The following is a 23,263-nucleotide window of genomic DNA, read 5'->3' as shown; positions in this document are numbered from 1 at the left end:
AAGTCCGTACGCAATTTTTTCAGATGCGTACGGAGCAATCAAGTTCGCATTGTGCGAACTTGATCGTAGCTCTCCCGCATGAGACGTTCCCCCTCGGAGAGTCCTCGAAGAGCCCACTACACTTTGCAGCCCATAGGGATGAAAGTGTTATAGTGGGTTATTACACTTCCGGGGAAGTGCATCTCCGTCCCCGTCACCTTCCTCTGAACCCCGAAAGGAGGGATGCCCTTTGGCAAGAAATGATGGTATTGACCGCACCAGTGTCCGAAACCTTGCCGTTTCGGACAAGGTTGTTGGCAACACTCAGCAGCACAATGAGCGTGAAAAGGACAGCTATCGGAACCCCGATATTATCCCCCAGCGCGCTGCATGGAACGTCCACTTCAAGAAGCCAACCGCCAGCTACACCGACCTGTTCTCCCAACTGGAATCCGATGGAACCATCTCCACGCGCGGCCTGAAACCGGATGCCACCCACTACTGTGAGCTTGTCTTTGATGTCAACTCGGCCTATTTTGACAATCACGGTGGCTACGAGTTCGCCAAGCAGTTCTATGCAGATGCCTACAAAGCTGCTATCCAAATCGTAGGCGGTGAACAGTATATCCTCTCGGCTGTCATGCATGCCGATGAGATCAACCGTGCCATGACCGAAGCATTAGGCCGTGAAGTCTACCACTATCATCTCCATGTGGTCTATGTGCCTGTGGTGGAAAAGCAGATCCTCTGGTCGAAACGCTGCAAGGACAAGGCACTGGTCGGCACAGTCAAGGAGACTGTCATGCAGGTCAGCCGGAGCAAGAAGTGGGCATCCAAGCCCCTGCTGGACGATGCCGGAAAGCCTGTCCTGCAAAAGAACGGCAAGCCAGTCTTGAAGAAGTCGTACAGTGTCCTGCAAGACGATTTCTTCAACTATATGCGCAATGCCGGGTACACGGATGTAGAGCGCGGTGAGCGTGGCAGCACCGAAGAACACCTGACCGTCACCCAGTTCAAAGTCCAGCGAGAGCAGGAACGGCTGGACGCCCTGACCGCCCAAGCCGACCAAAAGGCGCAGTCGCTTGCCAAAACCAGTCAGACCCTCTCCAAAAAGGAGAAGGAACTTGCCGCTGTGCAGAAAAAGACCACGCTCACGAAAGAAGCCCTCATTCATGCGCGTGATCTGGATTATATCGGCAAGCGCACCTTCCTCGGCAACTACTCGCTGACCGAAGAAGAATTTTCCAAGCTGAAAAAGCAAGCCGACCACGGCTATATGATGGACGTGGAGAACCGCCGCTTGAAAGAAGAACTTTCCACCGCCAAGAAGGAGGCCGTTCGTTGGAGCAACAAGTACCACGACCTGTGGTACGACGTGAAACCCTATCTGGATGCTCTCCACCGTGCGCCCGAACTGGTGCGTGGCTTTCTGGAAAAGATTCTTGCCCCCAAGCAGGAGCACACCATGAATGTGCCGCAGCAAAACCGTAAGCGTGGGCAAGATGTAGAACTTTAAGCTGAATTTTTAGATGATATGACAATATAAGGAGCAACGCTTATGGATTTTGACCGTAATTCTATGACCGTCCCTGTGCAATCTTCCGATTATACGAAAAAGTTCTTGCAAAAGGGCTCGAATCCCACTACAATGGAAGTGGTCACTCAAACCAATGCCGTCAAGTCTCCGACTGACGGCCCGGCAACCACGAAACTGGTGTACACGGTGGAAGAGATCGCACGAATGCTGGCCATCAGCCTGCGCTCTGCTTACAATCTGTGCAACAGCACTACCGAATTCCGTGTCCTGCGAGTAGGCGGAAGCATCCGTGTGCCGAAGGACAGCTTCGATGCGTGGCTCTACCGGGCAGCTTGATAAGGAGGCAAACAGTATGGCATATATTACGAAGCGCGGCAACTCTTACAGCGTCCGCTACACCTACGAAGATGAGCACGGCAAGAGCTGCGACAAATGGGAGAGCTTTCCCACAAAAGAGGAGGCAACGAACCGAAAAAAGCAAATCGAGCATGAACTGGCCGCTGGCACTTTCCTGATTCCGTCCTCGGTAACGGTGGCAGAGTTCCTGATGGACTGGCTGCCGAAACAGTGCAGCAAGCACAAGTGGGCACCCAAAACCTACGAATCCAACCTTTCCACCATTCAGAATCTCATTATCCCCTATATCGGTAGCATGGAGATGCAGAAGCTCAAGCCCTACCACATGGAGAACCTCTACACGACCCTGAGCAAAACGCCCTGTGGTTCGTATATCGAGGGCAAGAAGCAGGAACTGACCGAAAAGCAGAAGCAGCGTTTCCTTTCCGGCACAACGATCCATGAGGTGCACCGGCTGCTGGGCACTGCCTTCCAGTATGCCGTAGAGTGGGGCATCCTTGTCAAAAGCCCTGTTCCCGTGGACAGCCCCAAGAAGTCTACGCAGGAGCGCACCATCTGGACGGTAGAGGAAATGAGGGCGGCTCTGGACAGCATGGAGGACCCCATCCTGCATCTGGCAGTCCACCTCACACTGGTGGGCGCACTGCGAGAGGGCGAGATCGTAGGTCTGACCCCGGAAGATCTCGATTTTGACGCAGCAGATGGCATCGGAACCTTCCGTATCAACAAGTCCATGCAGCGGGTGCGGAAAGAAGCCCTAAATCAAGTGGACGATGGCTGCATCATCAAGATATTCCCGGACAAGCTGGAGCGCAGCACCACTTCCCTCATCCTGAAAAGCACCAAAACCGCATCCTCCTGCCGTACCATCTTCATGACCTCTGCACTGAAAGAGGAATTGAAGAAGTGGCTGAATCAGTTGGCGGCAGACGAGATGAAAGACCCGGCACGCTACCATGATAGCGGAATGCTGTTCCGTCTACCCAATGGTCTGGCAGTGGAGCCGGTGCTGATCCGCAAGAAGTTCCTCAAATGGCAGGATGCCCACCCGGAATTCCCCCGCATTGTGTTCCACGGTTTGCGGCATTCCAGTGCCACCTATCAACTGATGATCTCCGGCGGCGATGTGAAAGCCGTTCAGGGCACCACAGGGCACGCCACGGCGGATATGCTGGTGAACACCTACGCTCATATCCAGCAGTCCTCTCGTGTAGAACTGGGCAGGAAATTTGAGGAAGGGTTCTATGCTAAACAGGAAAGCCCCAGCCCGCAGGCTGTACCCGCCGCAGGCGAACCGACCATCTCCATGACCGCTCTGCTGGAACTTCTGAAGGACGCAGACCCCGAAGTAAAGGCGCAGCTCCGTCTGGCTCTGCTGACCTGATGCAAAATTTACCACGCATTTCAAAGCAATTCCAGCCCATGCAGAGGATTCCCACGAAAACGCCGACCGTGCAAAAACCGTGCATTGACCGTGCAAGCCCCGATTTTTCGGGGTTACATAACAAAAAAGAACGTCAAATCTTACGATTTGACGTTCAATATCTGGTGCACCTCCAGGGACTCGAACCCTGGGCCCACTGATTAAGAGTCAGTTGCTCTACCAACTGAGCTAGAGGTGCATATGGTGACCCGTACCGGAATCGAACCGATGTTAAAGGCGTGAGAGGCCTCTGTCTTAACCGCTTGACCAACGGGCCATATAAAAGTCGGCGACTACCTATTTTCACAAGCCGTTTCCAGCTAACTATCTTCGGCACAAGTAAGCTTAACTTCTGTGTTCGGAATGGGAACAGGTGGAACCTTACCGTCATCGACACCGACCGATCTGACTGAATCAGTATAACACATTTCTGTGCTTCTGTCCAGTATTTCTTAGAAGGACGTGCCTTCAAAACTGAATAATCACTGCTAACATTTTTTCGTTGACTTAAAAGTCTCAAGCGAATTGTGGTCAAGCCCTCGACCTATTAGTACACGCTTGCTGAATGGATCGCTCCACTTACACATCGTGCCTATCAACCTTGTAGTCTTCAAGGGGTCTTACTTGTTTGAAACAATGGGATATCTTATCTTTGGGTCGGCTTCACGCTTAGATGCTTTCAGCGTTTATCCGATCCGTACATAGTTGCCCAGCTATGCCCTTGGCAGAACAACTGGTGCGCCAGAGGTACGTCCGCTCCGGTCCTCTCGTACTAGGAACAGCTCCCATCAAATATCCTGCGCCCACGACAGATAGGGACCGAACTGTCTCACGACGTTCTGAACCCAGCTCGCGTACCGCTTTAATTGGCGAACAGCCAAACCCTTGGGACCGAATACAGCCCCAGGATGCGATGAGCCGACATCGAGGTGCCAAACCTCCCCGTCGATGTGGACTCTTGGGGGAGATCAGCCTGTTATCCCCAGGGTAACTTTTATCCGTTGAGCGATGGCATTTCCACTCACATACCACCGGATCACTAACTCCAACTTTCGTTACTGCTCGACCCGTCAGTCTCGCAGTTAGGCTCGCTTCTGCGTTTGCACTCTTTTGCTTGATTTCCGTTCAAGCTGAGCGAACCTTTGAACGCCTCCGTTACTCTTTAGGAGGCGACCGCCCCAGTCAAACTGCCCACCTAACAATGTCCCCCGCCTTGATTCAAAGGCGCAGGTTAGAATTCCAATATCGCAAGGATGGTATCCCAACGGCCACTCCACAAATGCCAAAGCACTTGTTTCCCTGTGTCCCATCTATCCTGTGCATGCAACATCGAAACCCAATATTAGGCTACAGTAAAGCTCCATGGGGTCTTTCCGTCTTGTCGCGGGTAACCGGCATCTTCACCGGTACTACAATTTCGCCGGGCGGGCTGTCGAGACAGTGCCCAAATCATTACGCCTTTCATGCGGGTCAGAACTTACCTGACAAGGAATTTCGCTACCTTAGGACCGTTATAGTTACGGCCGCCGTTCACTGGGGCTTCGATTCAATGCTTGCACATCTCCTCTTAACCTTCCAGCACCGGGCAGGCGTCAGCTCGTATACGTCATCTTTCGATTTAGCACAAACCTGTGTTTTTGGTAAACAGTTGCTTGGGCCGATTCTCTGCGGCTCCATCTCTGGAGCACCCCTTCTCCCGAAGTTACGGGGTCAATTTGCCGAGTTCCTTAACAACCCTTCTCCCGTTGGCCTTAGAATCTTCTTCCTACCTACCTGTGTCGGTTTGCGGTACGGGCACCGCAGAAATACACACAGCTTTTCTCGCCATCTTCCATCCCGGACTTCGGTACTAACTTCCCTCGATCGCTACCGGAACCAACACCCGGCTCCGAGACTTCAAATGTGTCCCTGTGCTTAACTCTTTTGGTGGTGACGGAATCTCTACCGTCTGTGCATCGGCTACGCCGTTAGGCCTCACCTTAGCTCCCGACTAACCTGGAGCGGACGAACCTTCCTCCAGAAACCTGAGGCTTTCGGCCATGCAGATTCTCACTGCATTCGCGCTACTCATTCCGGCATTCTCACTTCTATACACTCCACAGCCGCTTGCGCTACTGTTTCACCGCGTATACAACGCTCCCCTACCCAATACATTGCTGTATTGCCTAAGCTTCGGTGTCAGGTTTAGCCCCGTTAAATTCTCCGCGCAAAGACGCTCGACCAGTGAGCTATTACGCACTCTTTGAATGTGTGGCTGCTTCTGAGCCAACATCCTGGTTGTCTACGTATCTTCACATCGTTTTCCACTTAACCTGACTTTGGGACCTTAGCTGTAGATCTGGGCTGTTTCCCTTTTGACAATGACATTTATCTGACACTGTCTGACTCCCAAGCATCAATACTCTGGCATTCTGAGTTTGATAAGCTTCGCTAACCTCTCGGCCGCTAGGCTATTCAGTGCTTTACCTCCAGGTATCTAACTTGAGGCTAGTCCTAAAACTATTTCGGGGAGAACCAGCTATCTCCGGGTTCGATTGGAATTTCTCCGCTACCCACAGTTCATCCGCCGCCTTTTCAACGGAGGTCGGTTCGGTCCTCCATGGAATTTTACTTCCACTTCAACCTGACCATGGGTAGGTCACCCGGTTTCGGGCCCATTGTATGCAACTTAACGCCCTTTTCAAACTCGCTTTCGCTTCGGCTCCAGACCTTAAGTCCTTAACCTTGCTGCATACAATCGCTCGCCGGACCGTTCTACAAAAAGTACCCTATCACACATTGACGTGCTCTAGGTGCTTGTAGGCACAGGGTTTCAGGTTCTTTTTCACTCCCCTCCCGGGGTGCTTTTCACCTTTCCTTCACAGTACTATACGCTATCGGTCACTGGGTAGTATTTAGGGTTGGAGGGTGGTCCCCCCGTATTCCGACCAGGTTTCACGTGTCTGGCCGTACTCTGGAACTCGCTCAGCTCTTGTCGTTTTCACCTACGTGGTTCTCACACTCTCTGACCGGCCTTCCCATGCCGTTCGGTTAACAACTTAAGTCCTAAATGCGGTCCGTACCCCGGAAGTATTTCTACTTCCGGTTTGCCCTCTTCCGCGTTCGCTCGCCACTACTTACGGAATCTCGTTTGATGTCTCTTCCTCGCCCTACTTAGATGTTTCAGTTCAGGCGGTTCCCTCGATATACCTATTTTTAAGTTCAGTATAACGTACCTGAGTATGAACCCAGGTGAGTTTCCTCATTCAGAAATCTCCGGATCAATGCTTATTTGCAGCTCCCCGAAGCTTATCGCAGCTTATCACGTCTTTCATCGGCTCCCAGTGCCAAGGCATTCGCCCTGCGCCCTTGTTCGCTTGACCTTTCAAACGTTCTTTAAGAACATTTGGTATCCTCTTGATTCTCTCTTGCCAACGAAGATTATTGTTACCCTTCCTTTTGAAATTGTAATATTTCTTAAAAAAGAACTTACTATAATCTTTGTTTCGCAGTTATTATTCAGTTTTCAAGGTACGTCTTGGTGATGTCCCTCAAAGCCCGGTCTCCCGGAACTCTGATTTTCACCACATGGTGGGCCAAAATGGACTCGAACCATCGACCTCACGATTATCAGTCGTGTGCTCTAGCCAGCTGAGCTATTGGCCCATGTGGTGGAGATTAAGGGAATCGAACCCTTGACCCCCTGCTTGCAAAGCAGGTGCTCTCCCAGCTGAGCTAAACCCCCACATAAGGTTTTGAGTAACCCCTTTTCAGGGCCCTCAAAATCGAACAATATCTACTTAAACTTTAACTTGTCACCTGTTCCAATGACCGATCATCTTAGATGCTCTGTCATTGCCTGACTCCTTAGAAAGGAGGTGATCCAGCCGCAGGTTCTCCTACGGCTACCTTGTTACGACTTCACCCCAATCACCAGTTTTACCTTCGGCGGCGTCCTCCTTGCGGTTAGACTACCGACTTCGGGTCCCCCCGGCTCTCATGGTGTGACGGGCGGTGTGTACAAGGCCCGGGAACGTATTCACCGCAGCATGCTGATCTGCGATTACTAGCAATTCCGACTTCGTGCAGGCGAGTTGCAGCCTGCAGTCCGAACTGGGACGTTGTTTCTGAGTTTTGCTCCACCTCGCGGTCTTGCTTCTCTTTGTTTAACGCCATTGTAGTACGTGTGTAGCCCAAGTCATAAAGGGCATGATGATTTGACGTCATCCCCACCTTCCTCCGTTTTGTCAACGGCAGTCTGGCCAGAGTCCTCTTGCGTAGTAACTGACCATAAGGGTTGCGCTCGTTGCGGGACTTAACCCAACATCTCACGACACGAGCTGACGACAACCATGCACCACCTGTCTCTGCGTCCCGAAGGAAAAACATATTTCTATGTCCGTCGCAGGATGTCAAGACTTGGTAAGGTTCTTCGCGTTGCGTCGAATTAAACCACATACTCCACTGCTTGTGCGGGCCCCCGTCAATTCCTTTGAGTTTCAACCTTGCGGTCGTACTCCCCAGGTGGATTACTTATTGTGTTAACTGCGGCACTGAAGGGGTCAATCCTCCAACACCTAGTAATCATCGTTTACAGTGTGGACTACCAGGGTATCTAATCCTGTTTGCTACCCACACTTTCGAGCCTCAGCGTCAGTTGGTGCCCAGTAGGCCGCCTTCGCCACTGGTGTTCCTCCCGATATCTACGCATTCCACCGCTACACCGGGAATTCCGCCTACCTCTGCACTACTCAAGAAAAACAGTTTTGAAAGCAGTTCATGGGTTGAGCCCATGGATTTCACTTCCAACTTGTCTTCCCGCCTGCGCTCCCTTTACACCCAGTAATTCCGGACAACGCTTGTGACCTACGTTTTACCGCGGCTGCTGGCACGTAGTTAGCCGTCACTTCCTTGTTGAGTACCGTCATTATCTTCCTCAACAACAGGAGTTTACAATCCGAAGACCTTCTTCCTCCACGCGGCGTCGCTGCATCAGGGTTTCCCCCATTGTGCAATATTCCCCACTGCTGCCTCCCGTAGGAGTCTGGGCCGTGTCTCAGTCCCAATGTGGCCGTTCAACCTCTCAGTCCGGCTACCGATCGTCGCCTTGGTGGGCCATTACCTCACCAACTAGCTAATCGGACGCGAGGCCATCTCAAAGCGGATTGCTCCTTTTCCCTCTACCCGATGCCGGGTCGTGGGCTTATGCGGTATTAGCAGTCGTTTCCAACTGTTGTCCCCCTCTTTGAGGCAGGTTCCTCACGCGTTACTCACCCGTTCGCCACTCGCTTGAGAAAGTAAACCTCCTCTCGCTCGTTCGACTTGCATGTGTTAGGCGCGCCGCCAGCGTTCGTCCTGAGCCAGGATCAAACTCTTTATAAATGATATTTATCACTTAAAAGTGTTAAATCTTGTTTCGCTCAGCACGCAATCGCTTGCGTCCTGTGTGAATTACTTTTGTTTGGAATTGTTTACCGTGTTTTTCCAACACGAAAATAGGTTCCGTTACAAGTTCTTTCGATATTGTTCAATTTTCAAGGTCCTGTGCGCCGCAGCCTTGCGGCTGACAGCTTAGTTATTTTATCACTTTCGTGATAAATTGTCAAGCACTTTTTTGAAAGATTTTTGAGATTCATTTTTGATTCTGTCGAATCTCTCCGTTTGACGTCGTTTTTGAAGTATTTCATTCTGTCGGACGTCCGCCTGACAGTAATGTATTTTAGCACAGCATCCTTCAAAAAGCAAGCGTTTTTTACAAATTTTACGCCAAAATCATTCTTTTTACTTTTTGCCCAGTTTTTTACATTTTTTATAGACACTTCCTCCCTTATTCCTCCAAAAGCCGGGCGCGCAGCCGGATCAGGATCTTACGTTCCCGCCTGGAGATCTGTACCTGTGTAGTATGCAGTGCTTTTGCAGTCTCGCTCTGGGTGCGGTTGCCATAAAAGCGCAGACGAATCAGTTGCTTGTCCTGCTCTGGCAGCGCTTCGATCACCTCTGCCAGACTGATCCGGTCTGCCAGTTCCTCCTCCGGAGATTCCACCGGGATATCCAGCTGCCGGTCTCCATCCTCGCCGCCCTCCGGGGTCAGGCTCATGGCGGGCTGCGCGGCCTGTATGGCAAGGGCTACATTCTCTATCGGCTCGTCCAGCTGCTCAGCCAGCTGCTGCAAGGTAGGCTCTGCGCCGCACAGCTTCATAGTATGCTCCCGTGCAGCTTGCACCCGCATTCCCAGTTCCTTCAGGGAGCGGCTCACCTTGACCGTACCCCCATCCCGGAACAGCTTTTTGATTTCACCAAGGATCACCGGCACGGCATAGGTGGAAAAACACACGCCCCGGCTCTCGTCAAAATTATCATAGGCTTTGATGAGCCCCACGCAGCCCGCGCTGTACAGGTCGTCATACTCCATGCCTCGCCCACGGAATCTGCCCGCACAGGCATGCACCAGCCCCAGATTCTGCGTGATGAATGCTTCCCGCCGGGTCTTATCCGTTACCATATACCGGACCGCCTTTCCTTTTTATGTAGGCTCACGCCGGGACAAACGCTTGACTAGCAGCACCTTTGTTCCTTTGCCGGGCTTTGAGGTGACCTTTACCCTGTCCATAAAGCTTTGCATCACCGCAAAGCCCAGACCGGAGCGCTCTTCCGGGTTGCCGGTGGTGAACAATGGCTGCATGGCCTGCTCCACATTGGGGATGCCAATGCCCTTATCTGTAATGGTGATGTGCACCTCCCGGTCGGGGTAGACCGCAATGGTCATGCACACCGGCCCGATCCGCTCCGGGTAGGCGTGGACGATGCAGTTGGTCACCGCCTCGGACACTGCGGTTTTCAGGTCGGCCAGTTGGGGCACGGTTGGATCATACCGCGCCAGAAAGGCCGCCGTAACGCCGCGGGCGTAGGCCTCGTTGCTGCTGAGGGAATCGAACTGGATGCGGGTGCTGTTCTCTGCTTTCATTGCGCATTCTCCTTTTCTATATTCTCCGTACAGGGGATGCCCGCCAGCCGCAGGACTTTTTGCAGCTGCGCGGGGGCGTGCTGCAACCGCAGGCTCGTGCCCAGAACGCGGGCGCAGCGCTGCCGCCCAAGGATGAGCCCGATGCCGGAGGAATCCATGAACCCTACCCCGCCAAGATCGATAATTAAGGTGCGGGGACTGCGGCTGACCAGTGCATCGTCCAGCTGCATCCGCAGGCTCTGGGCGGCATCGTGGTCGATCTCGCCCGCCAGATAGGCATACAGGGTCTCCCCTGCCGCGCTGAAGGTCACCGTTGCCATTGCTTGTCCATCTCCTTTTTTACAAAATAAAAGATCCCGTACACATAACTTCAGTGTACGGGATCTTCGGGTTATTTTTTAGAAAAAGCTGTCGGCAGCTTACGCCTTTGCCAGCAGCTCGGCAGCTTCCAGCGCTGCCGCCTCGCTGCCGCAGACCAGCAGCCCACGGCGGGTGTTGGCGTGCGCCAGCTGCACCGCCTCGTCCAGACTGGTGCAGAGCTGGGCGTCAAAGTGATACTTTGCCTTCTCGGTCAGACGCTGGGTCAGCTGCTCCTCCACACCGGCGGGCGTGACGAGATACACCTTATCAAAGGGGCTCTCGCTCATGCCGGGCATGGTGGATTTATCCTTTTTCTGTTCCTCAGGGCTCAGGCCGGTCTCCAGCGCGGAGAAGAAGGCCTCCGCCCCCTCCTCCTCGGTCAGGCCGATGATAGCGCTCATGTGGCGCACCTTGGCCATGTTCAACACGCGCAGCAGCGCGGCAGCCTGCTGCGGGGTGCGGCAGGCATCCAGAATGACCAGCGGGCGCTGGGAAAGCACCCGAATGCTGCAACGGTTGTCCACGGCAGCAATGCCATCCAGAATGGCTTCATCGGAGATGTCCACCTCTTTGCGGCAGAGCGCCAGCGCCAGCTCCACCGCCATGGCGGCGTTGCCCGCGGCGTGACGTCCCAGAAAGGCCAGCGGCACTGTGTAGCCGCCGTAGTCCACCCGGCTGGCAAACTGTTCTGCTTCCAGAAAGGTGATATCCTCCGGATCGGGCACTACCAGCTCACAGTCGCACTTGCCCGCAGCCACAACCAGCTCACTGAGCACCGCCTTGGGCTGCTCCGGCGCGGTGACGCAGATGCTTTCCTTGCGCATCACGCCGCCTGCCAATGCAGCCAGACGTTCCACCGAGCGGCTCACGCCATCCGGTCCCACCGCTGTGACGGCGCACACCGGCATTTTTGGCAGCACCGCAGCCAGACCTGCATCCGGCAGCTCTACTACCGCCAGCGTGCAGCCGGCTTCGCCAAAGCAGTACGCAGCGGCAACAAGCTCTGCCGCCTGCAAAGGCAGCTCCTCATGGGCAGCAAGGGCATCGGCGGCGCGGCACAGCAGTGCTTCGTCCACCGGCTTGCCATCCACACGGATGCGGGCAGCAAGCGGCTCGCACCCGGCATGGTAGACACCGGCACGGATCCCCTGCGCGTGCAGAATGGCTGCCAGCAGACGCGCCACCGCCGTTTTACCGGCAGTGCCTGCCACACCCACGAACTGCACCTGCTGCACCGAGGCGGGCAGCAGTGCGCCCAGCTGCGCCGGGTCGGCAAAGCCGTCCGGCAGAGCTGCAAAATACTGATTTGCCTGTTGGATGGTCATTCGTGTCTCCTTTTTATGTGATAATACAGTCCCTCGCAGGCCAACAGCAGTACGATGGCAACAAGGATGCCGGCCAGAACACCGGCAGAATCCAGCCACACATCGGTGACTTGACTGCTGCGTCCCTCCGAGAAGAGCTGAATGGTCTCATCGGTCAGCGCCGTCAGCACACCGCCCAGCATGGGCACGGTGATATGCCGCAGCGGGTGACGGCTGTACACCCGCATACAGAGCATGAGCAGAAAGCCCTCCAGCGTATACTCGCAAAAGTGTGCCAGCTTGCGCACGATATGCATGGTCAGATGCTCTGCCAGCCCCGGCTGTCCCAAGCGGCGCAGGATGATGCGCATCCACGCCAGCACCCGGCCGCTGGAGTCGGTGGAGACCGTTGCCACCGCCATGGAGTTGGAAAAGATGAACCAGATGCAGGCGATGAGTGCAACGGTAAAGACCACACGTCCCGCAATGACCCACAGTGAGGTGCGTTCCGTATCGTTATAGCGTTCCACAGTCTCAGCCCAGAGCCTTAATGCTCTGCTCGATGTTGGCCAGCTTGTCCTGACTCTTGGCGAACTTTGTGCGGATCTCCTCCACCAGAGCCGCCGGGGCACGCTCCACAAACTTGGGGTTATTCAGCTGGTTGCCGAACATGGCCATTTCCTTTTCAGCCTTGGCCTTTTCCTTGTTCAGGCGAGCCAATTCTTTCTCTCGGTCGATGAGCTCCATCATGGGGATGAAGCCGCGGGCGGCGTGGGTGGACACCTGCACCATGCCATCGGTGCTGCCCTCGTACTTTTCGGTAAAGGTCACATCGGTGGCAAAGGCAAACTTGGCCAGATAGACCTGTGCGTTCTGGAAGGGGGCTGCATCGGCAGTTTCAATGATCATGCTGGTCTTTTTTGCGGGGTGCACGTTCATCTCGGTGCGCATGGTACGCACAGCCTTGATATAATCCATCACCTTTTCAAAGGCTTCCTCTTCAGCGGCCCAGTTGTGAGCGGCGTCAAAGGTTGGCCATGCCTGCGTCATGATGGTCTCGGCAGAACCGGGCAGAGCCTGATACAGTTCCTCGGTGATGAAGGGCATGAAGGGATGCAGCAGCTTGAGCGCCTTATCCAGCACATACACCAGCACACGGCGGGCGGTGTCGGCCTGCTGTGCATCGCCGGAGTTCAGGCGGGGCTTTGCGATCTCGATGAACCAGTCGCAGTAGACATCCCAGATAAAGCTGTTGATCTTGGCAGCAGCCAGACCCATCTCATAGTGCTCCAGATTATCGGTCATGGCACCGGCCACCTGATTCAGCTTGGTCAGCACCCACTTGTCGCTCATGTCCAGCAGCTCTTCACAGGGCAGACCCGGCTCAAAGTCCTCGGGCAGGTTCATCAGCACAAAGCGGGTGGCGTTCCACAGCTTATTGGCAAAGTTGCGGGCAGCCTCCACCTTCTTTTCGATATAGCGCATATCGTTGCCCGGGGTGGAGCCGTCCACCAGCATAAAGCGCAGGGCATCCGCGCCGTACTGGGCAATGACCTCCAGCGGATCGATGCCGTTGCCAAGGCTCTTGGACATCTTGCGGCCCTGACTGTCGCGGACGATGCCGTGGATGCAGACGGTATCAAACGGAGCCTTGCCGGTGTAAGCCAGACCGGAGAAGATCATGCGGCTGACCCAGAAGCCGATGATGTCGTAGCCGGTGACCAGCGTATTGGTGGGGTAGAAATACTTGAGGTCGGCGCTGTCCTCGTTGGGCCAGCCCAGCGTGCTGAAGGGCCACAGCGCAGAGGAGAACCAGGTATCCAGCGTATCGGGGTCCCGCGTCAGCTTTGCGCTGCCGCACTTGGGGCAGGTGCAGGGAGCGGACTTTGCCACCACGGTCTCGCCGCAGTCGTCGCAGTACCAAGCCGGGATCTGGTGGCCCCACCACAGCTGACGGCTGATGCACCAGTCGCGGGTGTTCTTCATCCAGTTCATATAGTTCTTGGTAAAGCGCTCGGGCACAAACTTGATCTCGCCCTTCTCTACGCTCTCAATGGCGGGCTTTGCCAGCGGCTCCATCTTGACGAACCACTGCTTGGAGATCATGGGCTCGATGGTGGAGTGGCAGCGGTAGCAGGTGCCCACCTCGTGCTTCAGGGGCTCGATCTCCTTCAGGAAGCCGCCCTCTTTCAGGTCGGCCAGAATAGCCTTGCGTGCCTCCAGCGTAGTCATGCCGGCGTACTTGCCGCAGTCCAGCACATGGGGCTCGTTGACGGTGTTCTTACCGGCGGCAAACAGAGCATCGGCGGCAGCCTTGTCGGCAGCGCCGGTCATGTGGCCGTCGTAAGTGAACACGCGCACGATGGGCAGGTCGTGGCGCAGACCGACCTCAAAGTCGTTGGGGTCGTGGGCGGGGGTGATCTTCACGACACCGGTGCCCTTGGTCATATCGGCGTGCTCATCGCAGACGATGGGGATTTCCTTGTTCAGCAGGGGCAGCACCACATGGCAGCCGTGCAGATGGGCGTAGCGGGGATCCTCACCGTTGATGGCCACGGCGGTATCGCCCAGCATGGTCTCGGGGCGGGTGGTGGCCAGCTCCAGCATCTCGCCGGTCTCCTTGACCGGGTACAGCAGATGCCAGAAGCTGCCGTCCTTCTCCTCGTACTCCACCTCGGCATCAGAGATGGAGGTGTTGCAGTGGGGGCACCAGTTGACCATGCGGTTGCCGCGGTAGATCAGGCCTTTGTCGTACAGGCGCACGAACACTTCCTTGACAGCCTCAGAGCAGCCTTCGTCCATGGTAAAGCGCTCGCGCTCCCAGTCGCAGCTGCTGCCCAGCTTCTTCAGCTGGCTGACGATGCGGTTGCCGTACTTGGTCTTCCATGCCCAGGCGCGCTCCAGAAAACCATCGCGGCCGACCATCTCCTTGGTCAGGCCCTCGGCGCGCATAGCTTCCACCACCTTGGCTTCGGTAGCAATGGAGGCGTGGTCGGTGCCGGGCACCCACAGGGCGGCATAGCCCTGCATCCGCTTGGTGCGGATGAGGATATCCTGCATGGTGTTATCCACCGCATGGCCCATGTGCAGCTGACCGGTAACGTTCGGTGGCGGCATCACGATGGTATAAGGTTTCTTGTCCGGATCGGCCTTCGTGTGGAAGTAGCCGCCGTCCAGCCAGAACTGGTAGATACGATCTTCCACCTGACTGGGATCGTACTGCTTTGCAAGCTCTTTCATAGTGTCCTCCCAAAAATTTGATGAAGTGGGACGCAAAAAGCCGCCCCACGGAGCGTTCCATGGGACGGCTGTAAATACATGACCGCGGTACCACCCAAATTGCGCGGAAGGTTCCGCGCCCCTTGATGCCCCTGTAACGTAGGGCAGACCCGAAAGCGGCTTACCGGCAAGGCTCACCGCTCCTGCTCCAAAGTGACAGTGCCCCGCCGGTATCCCGCCGGGTTTTCAGCTGCCCCCGGCTCTCTGTGCGGTCCCAGACGATGCACACTCTTTTTCAACGCATTTATAAAAAGAATATAACGTTTTTTGTGGGATTTGTCAATCAGTTTTTCAAACCTTTCACCCACCGCACCAGCTTCCATGCCTTTGCGCCCAGATGCGGGCAGTAGCTTACCATCAGCGCCTGCAGCTTCTGGCTTTGATTTCCCGGCGGAATCTCCCACGCAGCATGACGGTGCAGCTTTGCTGTTTTCAGCAGCATTTTTTCCTTCTCGGAATCCCGCTCCGGCTGGTTGACCAGCCGGAAATATACCTCGGCGCAGGACATGACGCAGCGCTGTTCCGTAGTGCTGCGGAAGGGGTCCGGCTGCCCCTTTACCAGCTGCCAGATCTGTTCCCACGCCAGTGCCGCCGTGTAAAAGCGCAGGCTCGGCTCCTGCCGCACGGCAGAGCTTGGACGTTCAAGGTAAGCATACAGCGGGCAGTTCAAAAATGCCAGACTGCCTGCCTTGAGGAATTCCGTTACAAAGAACAGGGCATCCTCCCCGTAGAACAGCGCCGGGTCAAAGCGAACATCCTGCAGCACCTCCCGGTGGGTCAGCATCCGCCAGCAGTGCCCGCCGCTCCATTCCTGCATCCACGAGTAGTTTTCCGTCGTGATTTTCTGCGGTGCCGGGCACTCCGTCACCGTCCACAGAGTCTCGTTTTCCCGTATGCTGCGGTAGCGGCACATGGCAATGCGGGTACCGCAGCTGCACAAAGCATCGTACAGCCATTCCAGATACTGCGGCAGCACAAGGTCGTCGGAATCCACAAAGCAGATATACTCGCCCCTTGCCTGCTCCAGCCCAAAATTGCGTGCCGAGGACACCCCGCCGTTTTCCTTGCGGAAAATACACACCCGGGCATCCTGTGCCGCATACTGCTGCAAAATTTCCCAGCATTTATCCGGCGAACCGTCATCCACAAGGAGCAGTTCAAAATTCTGATACGTCTGCGCCAACAAGCTGTCCAGACATGCAGGCAGATACTTTTCCACCTTATAAACTGGCACGATCACCGAGATCAAGGGCTGCTCCTTTGCGTTCATTCCGCTCTCCTTTTCAATATCTTCAGTCCGCGCTGCCTCAGCGTATCATATTCTTCGCTGCCACGGTAGAACAGTACGATCACTCCTGCGAACACAGCTGTGTAAAGCAGCCCATCCAGAATAAAAATACCGAAATTGCCCACCGGGAACCGCTGCACCCACAGCACCGCTGCCGCAGAGACCGCTGCTGTAAGGAGTGTGCGCTTCAGATACTCTGCAAAATAATCCCGAAGTTTCTTCTTCCATGCATCCTGAACGCCATACTTCAAAAAGATGTAGGGTTCTACCCAGGCACAGGTACACAGCGTGCTGATGATGGTGCCCCAGATAATGCCGGTCACGCCGTACTGCCGCACCAGTACAAGCGAGGCCACCAGATTGATGATGGATTCCGCCACCGCTTTGTAGCGGTCGTTCCAGAACAGCCCCATGGCCTCCCGGAACAGCAGATTCGTCTGCCGCATTCGTGTAATGTAAAACTCTGCCACAATGACCATCACTGTGGTCATCGGAAAACAGTATCTTCCGCCAAACAACAGCGTGATAAAGGGGTTAAACAGCATCATCAGCCCACCGGTCAGGTAAGCGGACATGACAAAGAACATAAAATCCATTTCCTTATAGATTTTATACAGCCGGTCCGAATTTTCCATTACTGCAAAATTGCCGATACTGCCGGAAAAAGCCACAGCAAATTTTCCCATCAGGTTGTTCAGTGCATTGATCACCAACCGGTAATTGGAGTAAAGGCCCACCGTCGCAAGGCCAATAAAGGAGGACATCAGCAGACTGTCCGTATTGCGCACGATGATGGTTGACAGCTTGTGCATACTCATGGCACCGATATTTTTCAGGATGCCGTTCCGTTCCTCCCTTTCTGGCAGCTCATGGCATTCCTTCAGGTATGGAAACTCCTTGTCCACCATGCGGGAAACCATAATGTTGGGTAAAAACTGTATCGCCTGCTGAACCGCCAGATACAGGATGAAGTTCCGGGTCAACAGCAGCACCGTGATCTGCGAAACAGTCTTGATGCACTCGCACGCCATACTCCATCCTGCGCAGATATAGCCTTTCTGGTAGGCCTGATAGATGGAATTTTTATAACTCAGCAGATAGGAACTTGCTGAACCGAGCACATATATCATATAGATCAGGGTGATATGTTCAATGCCCTCGCCGCCCTTGATGAGGTAGGGCAGAAACGGCAGCAGCACCAACCCGAACAGCAACACCGAGACTGCCACCGCCCGGTACATCCACTTGTACAGGTTCATCAGCCGCGCCAGTTTCTGCTCGTCATCCCGGGCTGCCGGTTCATACATGCTGAACACCATAGCCGTACCGATGCCCAGCTCCGCAAAATTAAGGATGCTGAGCACATCGGTAAACAGGCCGTTGACCCCCAGATATTCCGCTGAAAGGCAGCGGATGAACACCATCCGGTTGATGAAGGACAGCAGCATCGTCAAAAACTGCCCGCCGATGTTAAACAGCATATTGATGATCGAATAACGTGTTCTCATGCGATTTTTAATTCTCCCCTGCCTTTGATGTTCCGCAGCCACATATATTCCCGCGGAAATAGCCGCAACAGCAGGCTTTGCAGCCAGAGTCCCGCCGGAACGGTACAATACTGCCGCGTCCGGTCCACCACATCAAACTGCATCCGCAGCATTTCCCGGCTGCGGGGTGCCTTGCGCAGCGCCGGGGGCAGCTGCCGGTACACCCGGCTCACGCTGCCCATCGTAAACTTTGCCGCATTTGCCAGCGCATCGTATACCTCGTTTTCCACGAGGCAGTTCCAATACCGCTGTGCGGCCTCGGCAGCATCAAAATGGCGCAGCGTTTTGCTTTCGTTCATAATGCTGCTGCCGCGCTGCACATAATAATACAGCTCCTTTGGCACCACCACGGCCTTTTTGGTGTTCAGACAGATTTCTGGGAGCACAAAAATATCCTCGTTCAGCTTGCCCTCCGGGTAGCGCAGCTGCGCAAAGATAACGCGGCGGTACAGCTTGTTCCACGCAGGCTGCGCCATCGTATTCGTGGCTTTTTTCAGCAGTTCCCGCCCGGTAAAGATCCGCTGTGCAAGCCCGGTGTACGGCGGCAGGCAGGGTGTGCCTGCCTCGTCCACCGCAGCGTAATCGCACAGGGCAAGGTCTGCCCCGGTGCTTTGCACGGCCTTGTACAGTGTTTCGTACATTTCCGGTGCAATATAGTCGTCGGAATCCACAAAGCCGATCCACTCGCCCCTTGCCACATCCAGCCCGGCATTGCGGGCAGCAGAAAGCCCGCCGTTTTTCTGGTGAAGCACCCGGATGCGGGCATCTTTCGCGGCAGCGGCATCACACAGCGCAGGGCAACCGTCCGGCGAACCGTCCTCCACAAGGATCAGCTCAAAGTCCGTAAAGGTCTGTGCCAGAATGGAATCGATACATTTTTGCAGATAGTTTTCCACCTTGTACACCGGCACAATGATGCTGAGCAATGGTTTTTCGCAGGGCACAGCGTGTTCCTCCCGTTTTATCTTTTCAGCCCGTCACCTCGGTGCGCAGGCGGGCAATGAGCCGTTCCATCAGCGCCACCCGGTTGAAGGGGGTCATCAGGTAAAAGCCGTCTACATAGGGCGCAGCCGCTTTGGCTGCCTGCACCGAGACTTCCAGTCCAAGCTCCTCGCCTGCGGCACGGTCCAGCCCCTCAAACCTTTGGATGATGGCATCATCCACATGGATGCCGTTGACCTCGTTTTCCATAAAGATGGCGTTGCGCTGGCTGACCACCGGCAGGATGCCGGCCAGAATTTTTGCCCGCTCGCCCAGCGTCTCCCGGGTTTTTTTCAGGTTTTCCACCGCCTGTGCCGACAGCACCGGCTGGGTAAGGAAGCCGCTCATGCCGTTTTCCAGCTTTTCTGCGGCGCGGCGCAGCTCCACCTCAAAATTGCGGGCGTTCAGGTTCAGCGCACCGAACACCGTGATGGGGCTGGGCATCTCCCGTCCCTCTCCGGCCAGCGAAACGATATACTGCGCCAGCTTGCGGGAGTTGAACTGGTACACATTTTTCACCTCGTCCCGCTCAGCGGTGGGGATGGGGTCGCCGGTAATGGCCAGTACCTCCCGCACGCCCTCGGCGTACAGTCCCAGCAGCAGCGCCTTGGTGGCGTTCAGGTTGCGGTCCCGGCAGGTCATGTGGGGCAGTACGTTCATGCCCAGCTCCCGGTGCACCCGGCAGGCCACCAGAGAAGAATCCATCCGTGCCCGGGCAATGGGGCAGTCTGCAATGGTCAGCAGGTCCGCACCGGCGGCCTGCAGACGGCGGGCACCCTCGAGATACGCGGTCAGGTCGGCGTCCTTGGGGGAATCCAGTTCCACCGCAATGACCCGCTGTCCGGCGCGCAGCTTGCGCAAAAAGGCATCGTCCGTTTCCACTGCAGGCTTTGCGGCCACGGCGGGCTTTGCCGCCGGGGCGGCGGGCAGCACTTCCGGCAAAGCATCCAGCGCGGTGCGCAGGGCAGCAATGTGCTGCGGCGTTGTACCGCAGCAGCCGCCCAGAATGCGCACGCCCTCACTGGCAAGGCGGCTCAGCTCCCGGGCAAAATACTCCGGCTTGCCCTGATAGCGCACCTGTGCCCGCGCCACCACCGGGTAGCCTGCATTGGGCATGACCGAAAGGGGCAGTCCCGCATCCCCCAGCTGCTGCACCAGTGCCCGCATCGCACCCGGGGCAGATACGCAGTTCAGGCCTACGGCATCCACCACGCCGCTCTGCGCCACGCGGCGCACAAGCTCGGCACAGTAGCGGCCCTCGCGGGTGTAGCCGTCCGGCAGCACCGCAAAGGATACCAGTACAAAGGCCTCCGGCACGGTCTGCTTCAGCGCACGAATCGCTTCCAGCACACCGTCCTCGGCGCTCAGGGTCTCAAACAGAAAATTCCGTGCACCCAGCAGCGCAAAGCGCTTTGCCACAGCAAGATACACCTGCTCCGCCGGGAGATTTTCGGTATCCGGCGCAGGGCCAAGGTCGGCAAACACTGCCGCGCCGGTCTCCCCGGCGGCCTTTACTGCCAGCTGCCAGCCTGCATCCGCCAGCTGCTCCCAGCCCGGCTGCTGTGCCGCCGCCAGACGCGGCAGGCTGAAGGTATTGGTCTTGATGGCGTCCGCTCCGGCAGCAAGATACGCCCGGTGCACCGCCAGAATGCCCTCGGGGTCGGTCAGGTTTGCCTGCTCGCACTCCTGCCCCGGCTTTGCTTTATAATAGGTACCCATACCGCCATCGAACAGCAGCGGCCGCTGGGCTAACAGTTTGCGCACATCTAACATCGATACTTTCCCTTTCCTATAAAAAGACTTCATCTTTCAGTTTATCGTAGTTCACCCATCCGGTCAAGCGGTTTTCTTGATTTCGCTTGCAGCGTGGCCGTTTTTGTGCTATCTTAGGGATAACTTTTGAGAAAAGGGAGAGGATGGATCATGCGCCACACCGGCACACCTGAACTGGAGACCGACCGTCTGCTGCTGCGCCGTCTGCTGCCGCAGGACGCCCCGCAGATGTACGAAAACTGGGCAAATGACCCGGCTGTGACCCGGTTTTTGCGCTGGGAACCGCACAAAAGCCCTGCCGAGACCCGGGAACTGCTTTCGGCGTGGGCAGAGTTGTATCCGAACCCGGATTATTACCAGTGGGCCATGGTAGAAAAGGCCACCGGACAGGTGTTTGGCTCCATCTCCGTATACAACGCCCTGCTGGGTGAGCCGCAGCAAAAGGCCAAGTGGCCGGGGCTGGAACTCTCCGGCGGCATCTGGGAGCCGGGCTACTGCATCGGGCAGAAGTGGTGGGGCAAGGGCCTTACCACCGAAGCGCTGCAAGCTGTGGTGGATTTCTGGTTCAGACAGGTGGGCGGCACCTTTCTCACCTGCTGCCACGCGGTGCACAACCCCGCCAGCGGCCGGGTGATGGAAAAGGCCGGCTTTGTGTACCATCACAACGACGTTTACCACAAATTTGACGGCACACCGGTGGAATGCCGGTGCTATCTGCTGACAAAAGAACGCTACGATAACAGAAAGGACTTACTTTGAGCGAGCTTTATGATATTCTGACCGAGACCCCTCCCACAAAGGTGGTGCTGCTGGCACTGGATCAGGGGCTGTGGGACTGTGAGCGCAGTCTGGCAGAGCTTTCTGCCCTGTGCGAGGCCAACCACATGGAGGCCGTGGCGCAGATCACCCAGAAGCGCCAGACCCCGGAGACCGGCATCGTGCTGGGCAGCGGCAAGCTGGAAGAAGCTTCCCTTGCCGCCCAGACGCTGGGCGCGGAATGCGCCGTATTTGACGGCGAGTTGACCGGCAGCCAGATCCGCAACATCTCCAACGCGCTGGGCGGGCTGGAAGTCATCGACCGCACCATGCTGATCTTGGAGATTTTCCGCAGCCGCGCCGTGACCAACGAGGGCAAATTGCAGACCGAACTGGCGCTGCTGCGCTACCGTCTGCCCCGCCTGCAGGGCATGGGCGAGGCGTTGAGCCGTCAGGGCGGCGGCGGTGGCGGTGGCGGCGGTGCCCGCCGCGGTGCCGGTGAGACCAAGCTGGAGTTGGACCGCCGCCATGTGCACGCCCGCATTGATGCGCTGGCCGAGAAGCTGGCCGAGATGGAAAAGCGCCGGGGCGAGAGCCGCAAGGCCCGCGCTAAGACCGGAATGCCGGTGGTAAGCCTTGTGGGCTACACCAACGTGGGCAAATCCAGCCTGATGAACGCCCTGTGCGGCCCCAGCGTGGCCGAGGCCGATATGCTGTTTGCCACACTGGACCCCACCAGCCGTAAGCTGGTGCTGCCCAGCGGCATGGCGGTGCTGCTGGTGGACACGGTAGGCTTTGTGTCCCGCCTGCCCCACAATCTGGTGGAGGCGTTCAAGTCTACGTTGGAAGAAGCCGCATGGTCTGATGTGATCGTCCGGGTTGCAGACGCCGGGGATGAACAGCGCGAGGAGCAGCTTGCCGTCACCGACGAGGTTCTGGATGGGCTGGACTGTACCGACATTCCCCGCCTGACCGTGTACAACAAGTGCGACAAACCCAACACCCTGAGCTTTGACCCCGACATTCTGCTGACCAGCGCCAAAACCGGCTACGGGCTGGACAAGCTGCTGCAAAAGCTGGACGAGGTGCTCAGCGACCGGGTGCACACCATCCGGGTGCTGCTGCCCTACGACAAGCTTGGGCTTGCCGCCCCCATGCGGGAGCGCGGCAGCGTACAGGTGGAGGAATACCGGGAGGACGGGCTGTATCTGGAAGGCATCGTCAAAACCGAGGACCTGCACTGCTTTGAGGGCTATCTGGTCTAAGCGGAATAATATTTTGATCTAGAGCAAACCCGGAAAGTCTGCGGACTTTCCGGGTTTGCATTTTCACGGGTGGGGTCGTGACCGGAAACAGCTGCTCTATGAGCCAAGTACGTTGTCTACCACTGCTTTTTTCATAAATAAAAAGCCCCAACAAACACAAAAACCCGCCTGGCAGCGGGTTTTTGTGTATAGAGGGGTGGGAAAGTATATAAAGTGGTGAATCTCAATATCATTGGCAGACTTTTATTCATTGCGCTGCCTTGCATGATGTATTATACCCGTTTTTCTTTTCTTGTCAAACAGGATTTTCGGATTTTGCTTTAAAATAATACTTTACTTTTTTGCAAAAACTTTATATAATTAACATAGAATTTCAGAAACGAAATTTTATTCCATTTCCGTGGGTTTGCACAACATAAAAACTTTACTTTCAGAAAATTTTATACAATCCAACATATTTTGAAGGAGGCT

Annotated in this window: 15 protein-coding genes, 4 tRNA genes and 3 rRNA genes; 5 read left to right on the top strand and 17 right to left on the bottom strand. The window is 55.8% G+C overall.

The genetic code is table 11. The features are described from left to right. The first annotated feature begins 229 nt into the window (after positions 1 to 229). The 3 genes from MTP43_RS05145 to MTP43_RS05135 are packed head-to-tail and all read left to right on the top strand — an operon-like array spanning position 230 to position 3,257. Positions 230 to 1,495, top strand: a complete 1,266-nt coding sequence (locus MTP43_RS05145; RefSeq protein ID WP_249235140.1) for a plasmid recombination protein — start codon at positions 230 to 232, stop codon at positions 1,493 to 1,495. A 42-nt stretch (positions 1,496 to 1,537) separates the two neighbouring features. Continuing rightward, positions 1,538 to 1,852, top strand: coding sequence for a helix-turn-helix domain-containing protein (locus MTP43_RS05140; RefSeq protein ID WP_097793617.1), 315 nt, complete (start codon positions 1,538 to 1,540; stop codon positions 1,850 to 1,852). Between the two features lie 16 nt (positions 1,853 to 1,868). Then, the gene (locus MTP43_RS05135) at positions 1,869 to 3,257 is read left to right on the top strand and encodes a site-specific integrase (RefSeq protein ID WP_097786545.1); all 1,389 of its coding nucleotides are present in this window, start codon (positions 1,869 to 1,871) and stop codon (positions 3,255 to 3,257) included. Positions 3,258 to 3,419: 162 nt separating this feature from the next. Here MTP43_RS05135 and MTP43_RS05130 read toward each other — a convergent pair. The 17 genes from MTP43_RS05130 to MTP43_RS05050 form a co-directional block, all read right to left on the bottom strand. Then, positions 3,420 to 3,495, bottom strand: a tRNA-Lys gene (locus tag MTP43_RS05130). 3 nt (positions 3,496 to 3,498) lie between these two features. Then, a tRNA-Glu gene (locus MTP43_RS05125) sits at positions 3,499 to 3,573 on the bottom strand. Positions 3,574 to 3,580: 7 nt separating this feature from the next. Further along, a 5S ribosomal RNA gene (rrf, locus tag MTP43_RS05120) occupies positions 3,581 to 3,697 on the bottom strand. Positions 3,698 to 3,823: 126 nt separating this feature from the next. Continuing rightward, positions 3,824 to 6,658: ribosomal RNA gene (locus tag MTP43_RS05115) — 23S ribosomal RNA — on the bottom strand. Positions 6,659 to 6,864: 206 nt separating this feature from the next. Further along, positions 6,865 to 6,941, bottom strand: a tRNA-Ile gene (locus MTP43_RS05110). A gap of 3 nt (positions 6,942 to 6,944) precedes the next feature. Next, a tRNA-Ala gene (locus MTP43_RS05105) sits at positions 6,945 to 7,020 on the bottom strand. Positions 7,021 to 7,146: 126 nt separating this feature from the next. Then, positions 7,147 to 8,657 (bottom strand): 16S ribosomal RNA (locus MTP43_RS05100). Together the 16S, 23S and 5S rRNA genes with 4 tRNA genes alongside form the textbook arrangement of a ribosomal RNA operon. Positions 8,658 to 9,102: 445 nt before the next feature. Next, positions 9,103 to 9,777 (bottom strand): sigma-70 family RNA polymerase sigma factor, encoded by a 675-nt coding sequence (locus tag MTP43_RS05095; protein WP_005925211.1) that lies wholly within the window; start codon positions 9,775 to 9,777, stop codon positions 9,103 to 9,105. A gap of 21 nt (positions 9,778 to 9,798) precedes the next feature. Then, positions 9,799 to 10,239, bottom strand: coding sequence for an anti-sigma F factor (gene spoIIAB / locus MTP43_RS05090; protein WP_005925208.1), 441 nt, complete (start codon positions 10,237 to 10,239; stop codon positions 9,799 to 9,801). Continuing rightward, positions 10,236 to 10,559: an anti-sigma factor antagonist gene (locus tag MTP43_RS05085; protein ID WP_005925205.1), complete on the bottom strand. Its 324-nt coding sequence runs from the start codon at positions 10,557 to 10,559 to the stop codon at positions 10,236 to 10,238. The genes spoIIAB and MTP43_RS05085 overlap by 4 nt, the downstream gene beginning before the upstream one ends. A gap of 99 nt (positions 10,560 to 10,658) precedes the next feature. Then, positions 10,659 to 11,924 carry a hypothetical protein gene (locus MTP43_RS05080; RefSeq protein ID WP_005925202.1) on the bottom strand — a complete coding sequence of 422 codons (1,266 nt, stop codon included), beginning with the start codon at positions 11,922 to 11,924 and terminating at the stop codon, positions 10,659 to 10,661. Further along, positions 11,921 to 12,433 (bottom strand): VanZ family protein, encoded by a 513-nt coding sequence (locus MTP43_RS05075; protein ID WP_005925200.1) that lies wholly within the window; start codon positions 12,431 to 12,433, stop codon positions 11,921 to 11,923. Before MTP43_RS05075 ends, MTP43_RS05080 begins: the two co-directional genes overlap by 4 nt. A gap of 4 nt (positions 12,434 to 12,437) precedes the next feature. After that, the gene (locus tag MTP43_RS05070; protein ID WP_005925197.1) at positions 12,438 to 15,143 is read right to left on the bottom strand and encodes a valine--tRNA ligase; all 2,706 of its coding nucleotides are present in this window, start codon (positions 15,141 to 15,143) and stop codon (positions 12,438 to 12,440) included. Positions 15,144 to 15,465: 322 nt separating this feature from the next. Then, complete coding sequence (locus MTP43_RS05065; protein WP_005925194.1) at positions 15,466 to 16,452, bottom strand: glycosyltransferase family 2 protein; 987 nt, start codon at positions 16,450 to 16,452, stop codon at positions 15,466 to 15,468. Continuing rightward, positions 16,449 to 17,978, bottom strand: coding sequence for a lipopolysaccharide biosynthesis protein (locus MTP43_RS05060; RefSeq protein ID WP_005925191.1), 1,530 nt, complete (start codon positions 17,976 to 17,978; stop codon positions 16,449 to 16,451). Before MTP43_RS05060 ends, MTP43_RS05065 begins: the two co-directional genes overlap by 4 nt. After that, positions 17,975 to 18,961, bottom strand: coding sequence for a glycosyltransferase family 2 protein (locus MTP43_RS05055; protein ID WP_249235139.1), 987 nt, complete (start codon positions 18,959 to 18,961; stop codon positions 17,975 to 17,977). Before MTP43_RS05055 ends, MTP43_RS05060 begins: the two co-directional genes overlap by 4 nt. Positions 18,962 to 18,986: 25 nt before the next feature. Further along, positions 18,987 to 20,771, bottom strand: a complete 1,785-nt coding sequence (locus tag MTP43_RS05050; protein ID WP_044960496.1) for a bifunctional homocysteine S-methyltransferase/methylenetetrahydrofolate reductase — start codon at positions 20,769 to 20,771, stop codon at positions 18,987 to 18,989. A 150-nt stretch (positions 20,772 to 20,921) separates the two neighbouring features. On the opposite strand from MTP43_RS05050, the gene MTP43_RS05045 reads away from it, so the two are divergent. Both MTP43_RS05045 and hflX read left to right on the top strand, forming a co-directional pair. Then, the gene (locus MTP43_RS05045; protein WP_005925168.1) at positions 20,922 to 21,530 is read left to right on the top strand and encodes a GNAT family N-acetyltransferase; all 609 of its coding nucleotides are present in this window, start codon (positions 20,922 to 20,924) and stop codon (positions 21,528 to 21,530) included. Beyond that, entirely contained in the window at positions 21,527 to 22,792 is a 1,266-nt protein-coding gene (gene hflX, locus MTP43_RS05040) for a GTPase HflX (RefSeq protein WP_005925165.1), read from the top strand. Before MTP43_RS05045 ends, hflX begins: the two co-directional genes overlap by 4 nt. Positions 22,793 to 23,263 lie beyond the last annotated feature (471 nt).

Origin of the sequence: Faecalibacterium sp. IP-1-18, assembly GCF_023347355.1 — a bacterium.
In the GTDB taxonomy this organism is placed as follows: Bacteria; Bacillota; Clostridia; order Oscillospirales; family Ruminococcaceae; genus Faecalibacterium; species Faecalibacterium prausnitzii.
This window is presented reverse-complemented; position numbering and strand designations above follow the sequence as displayed.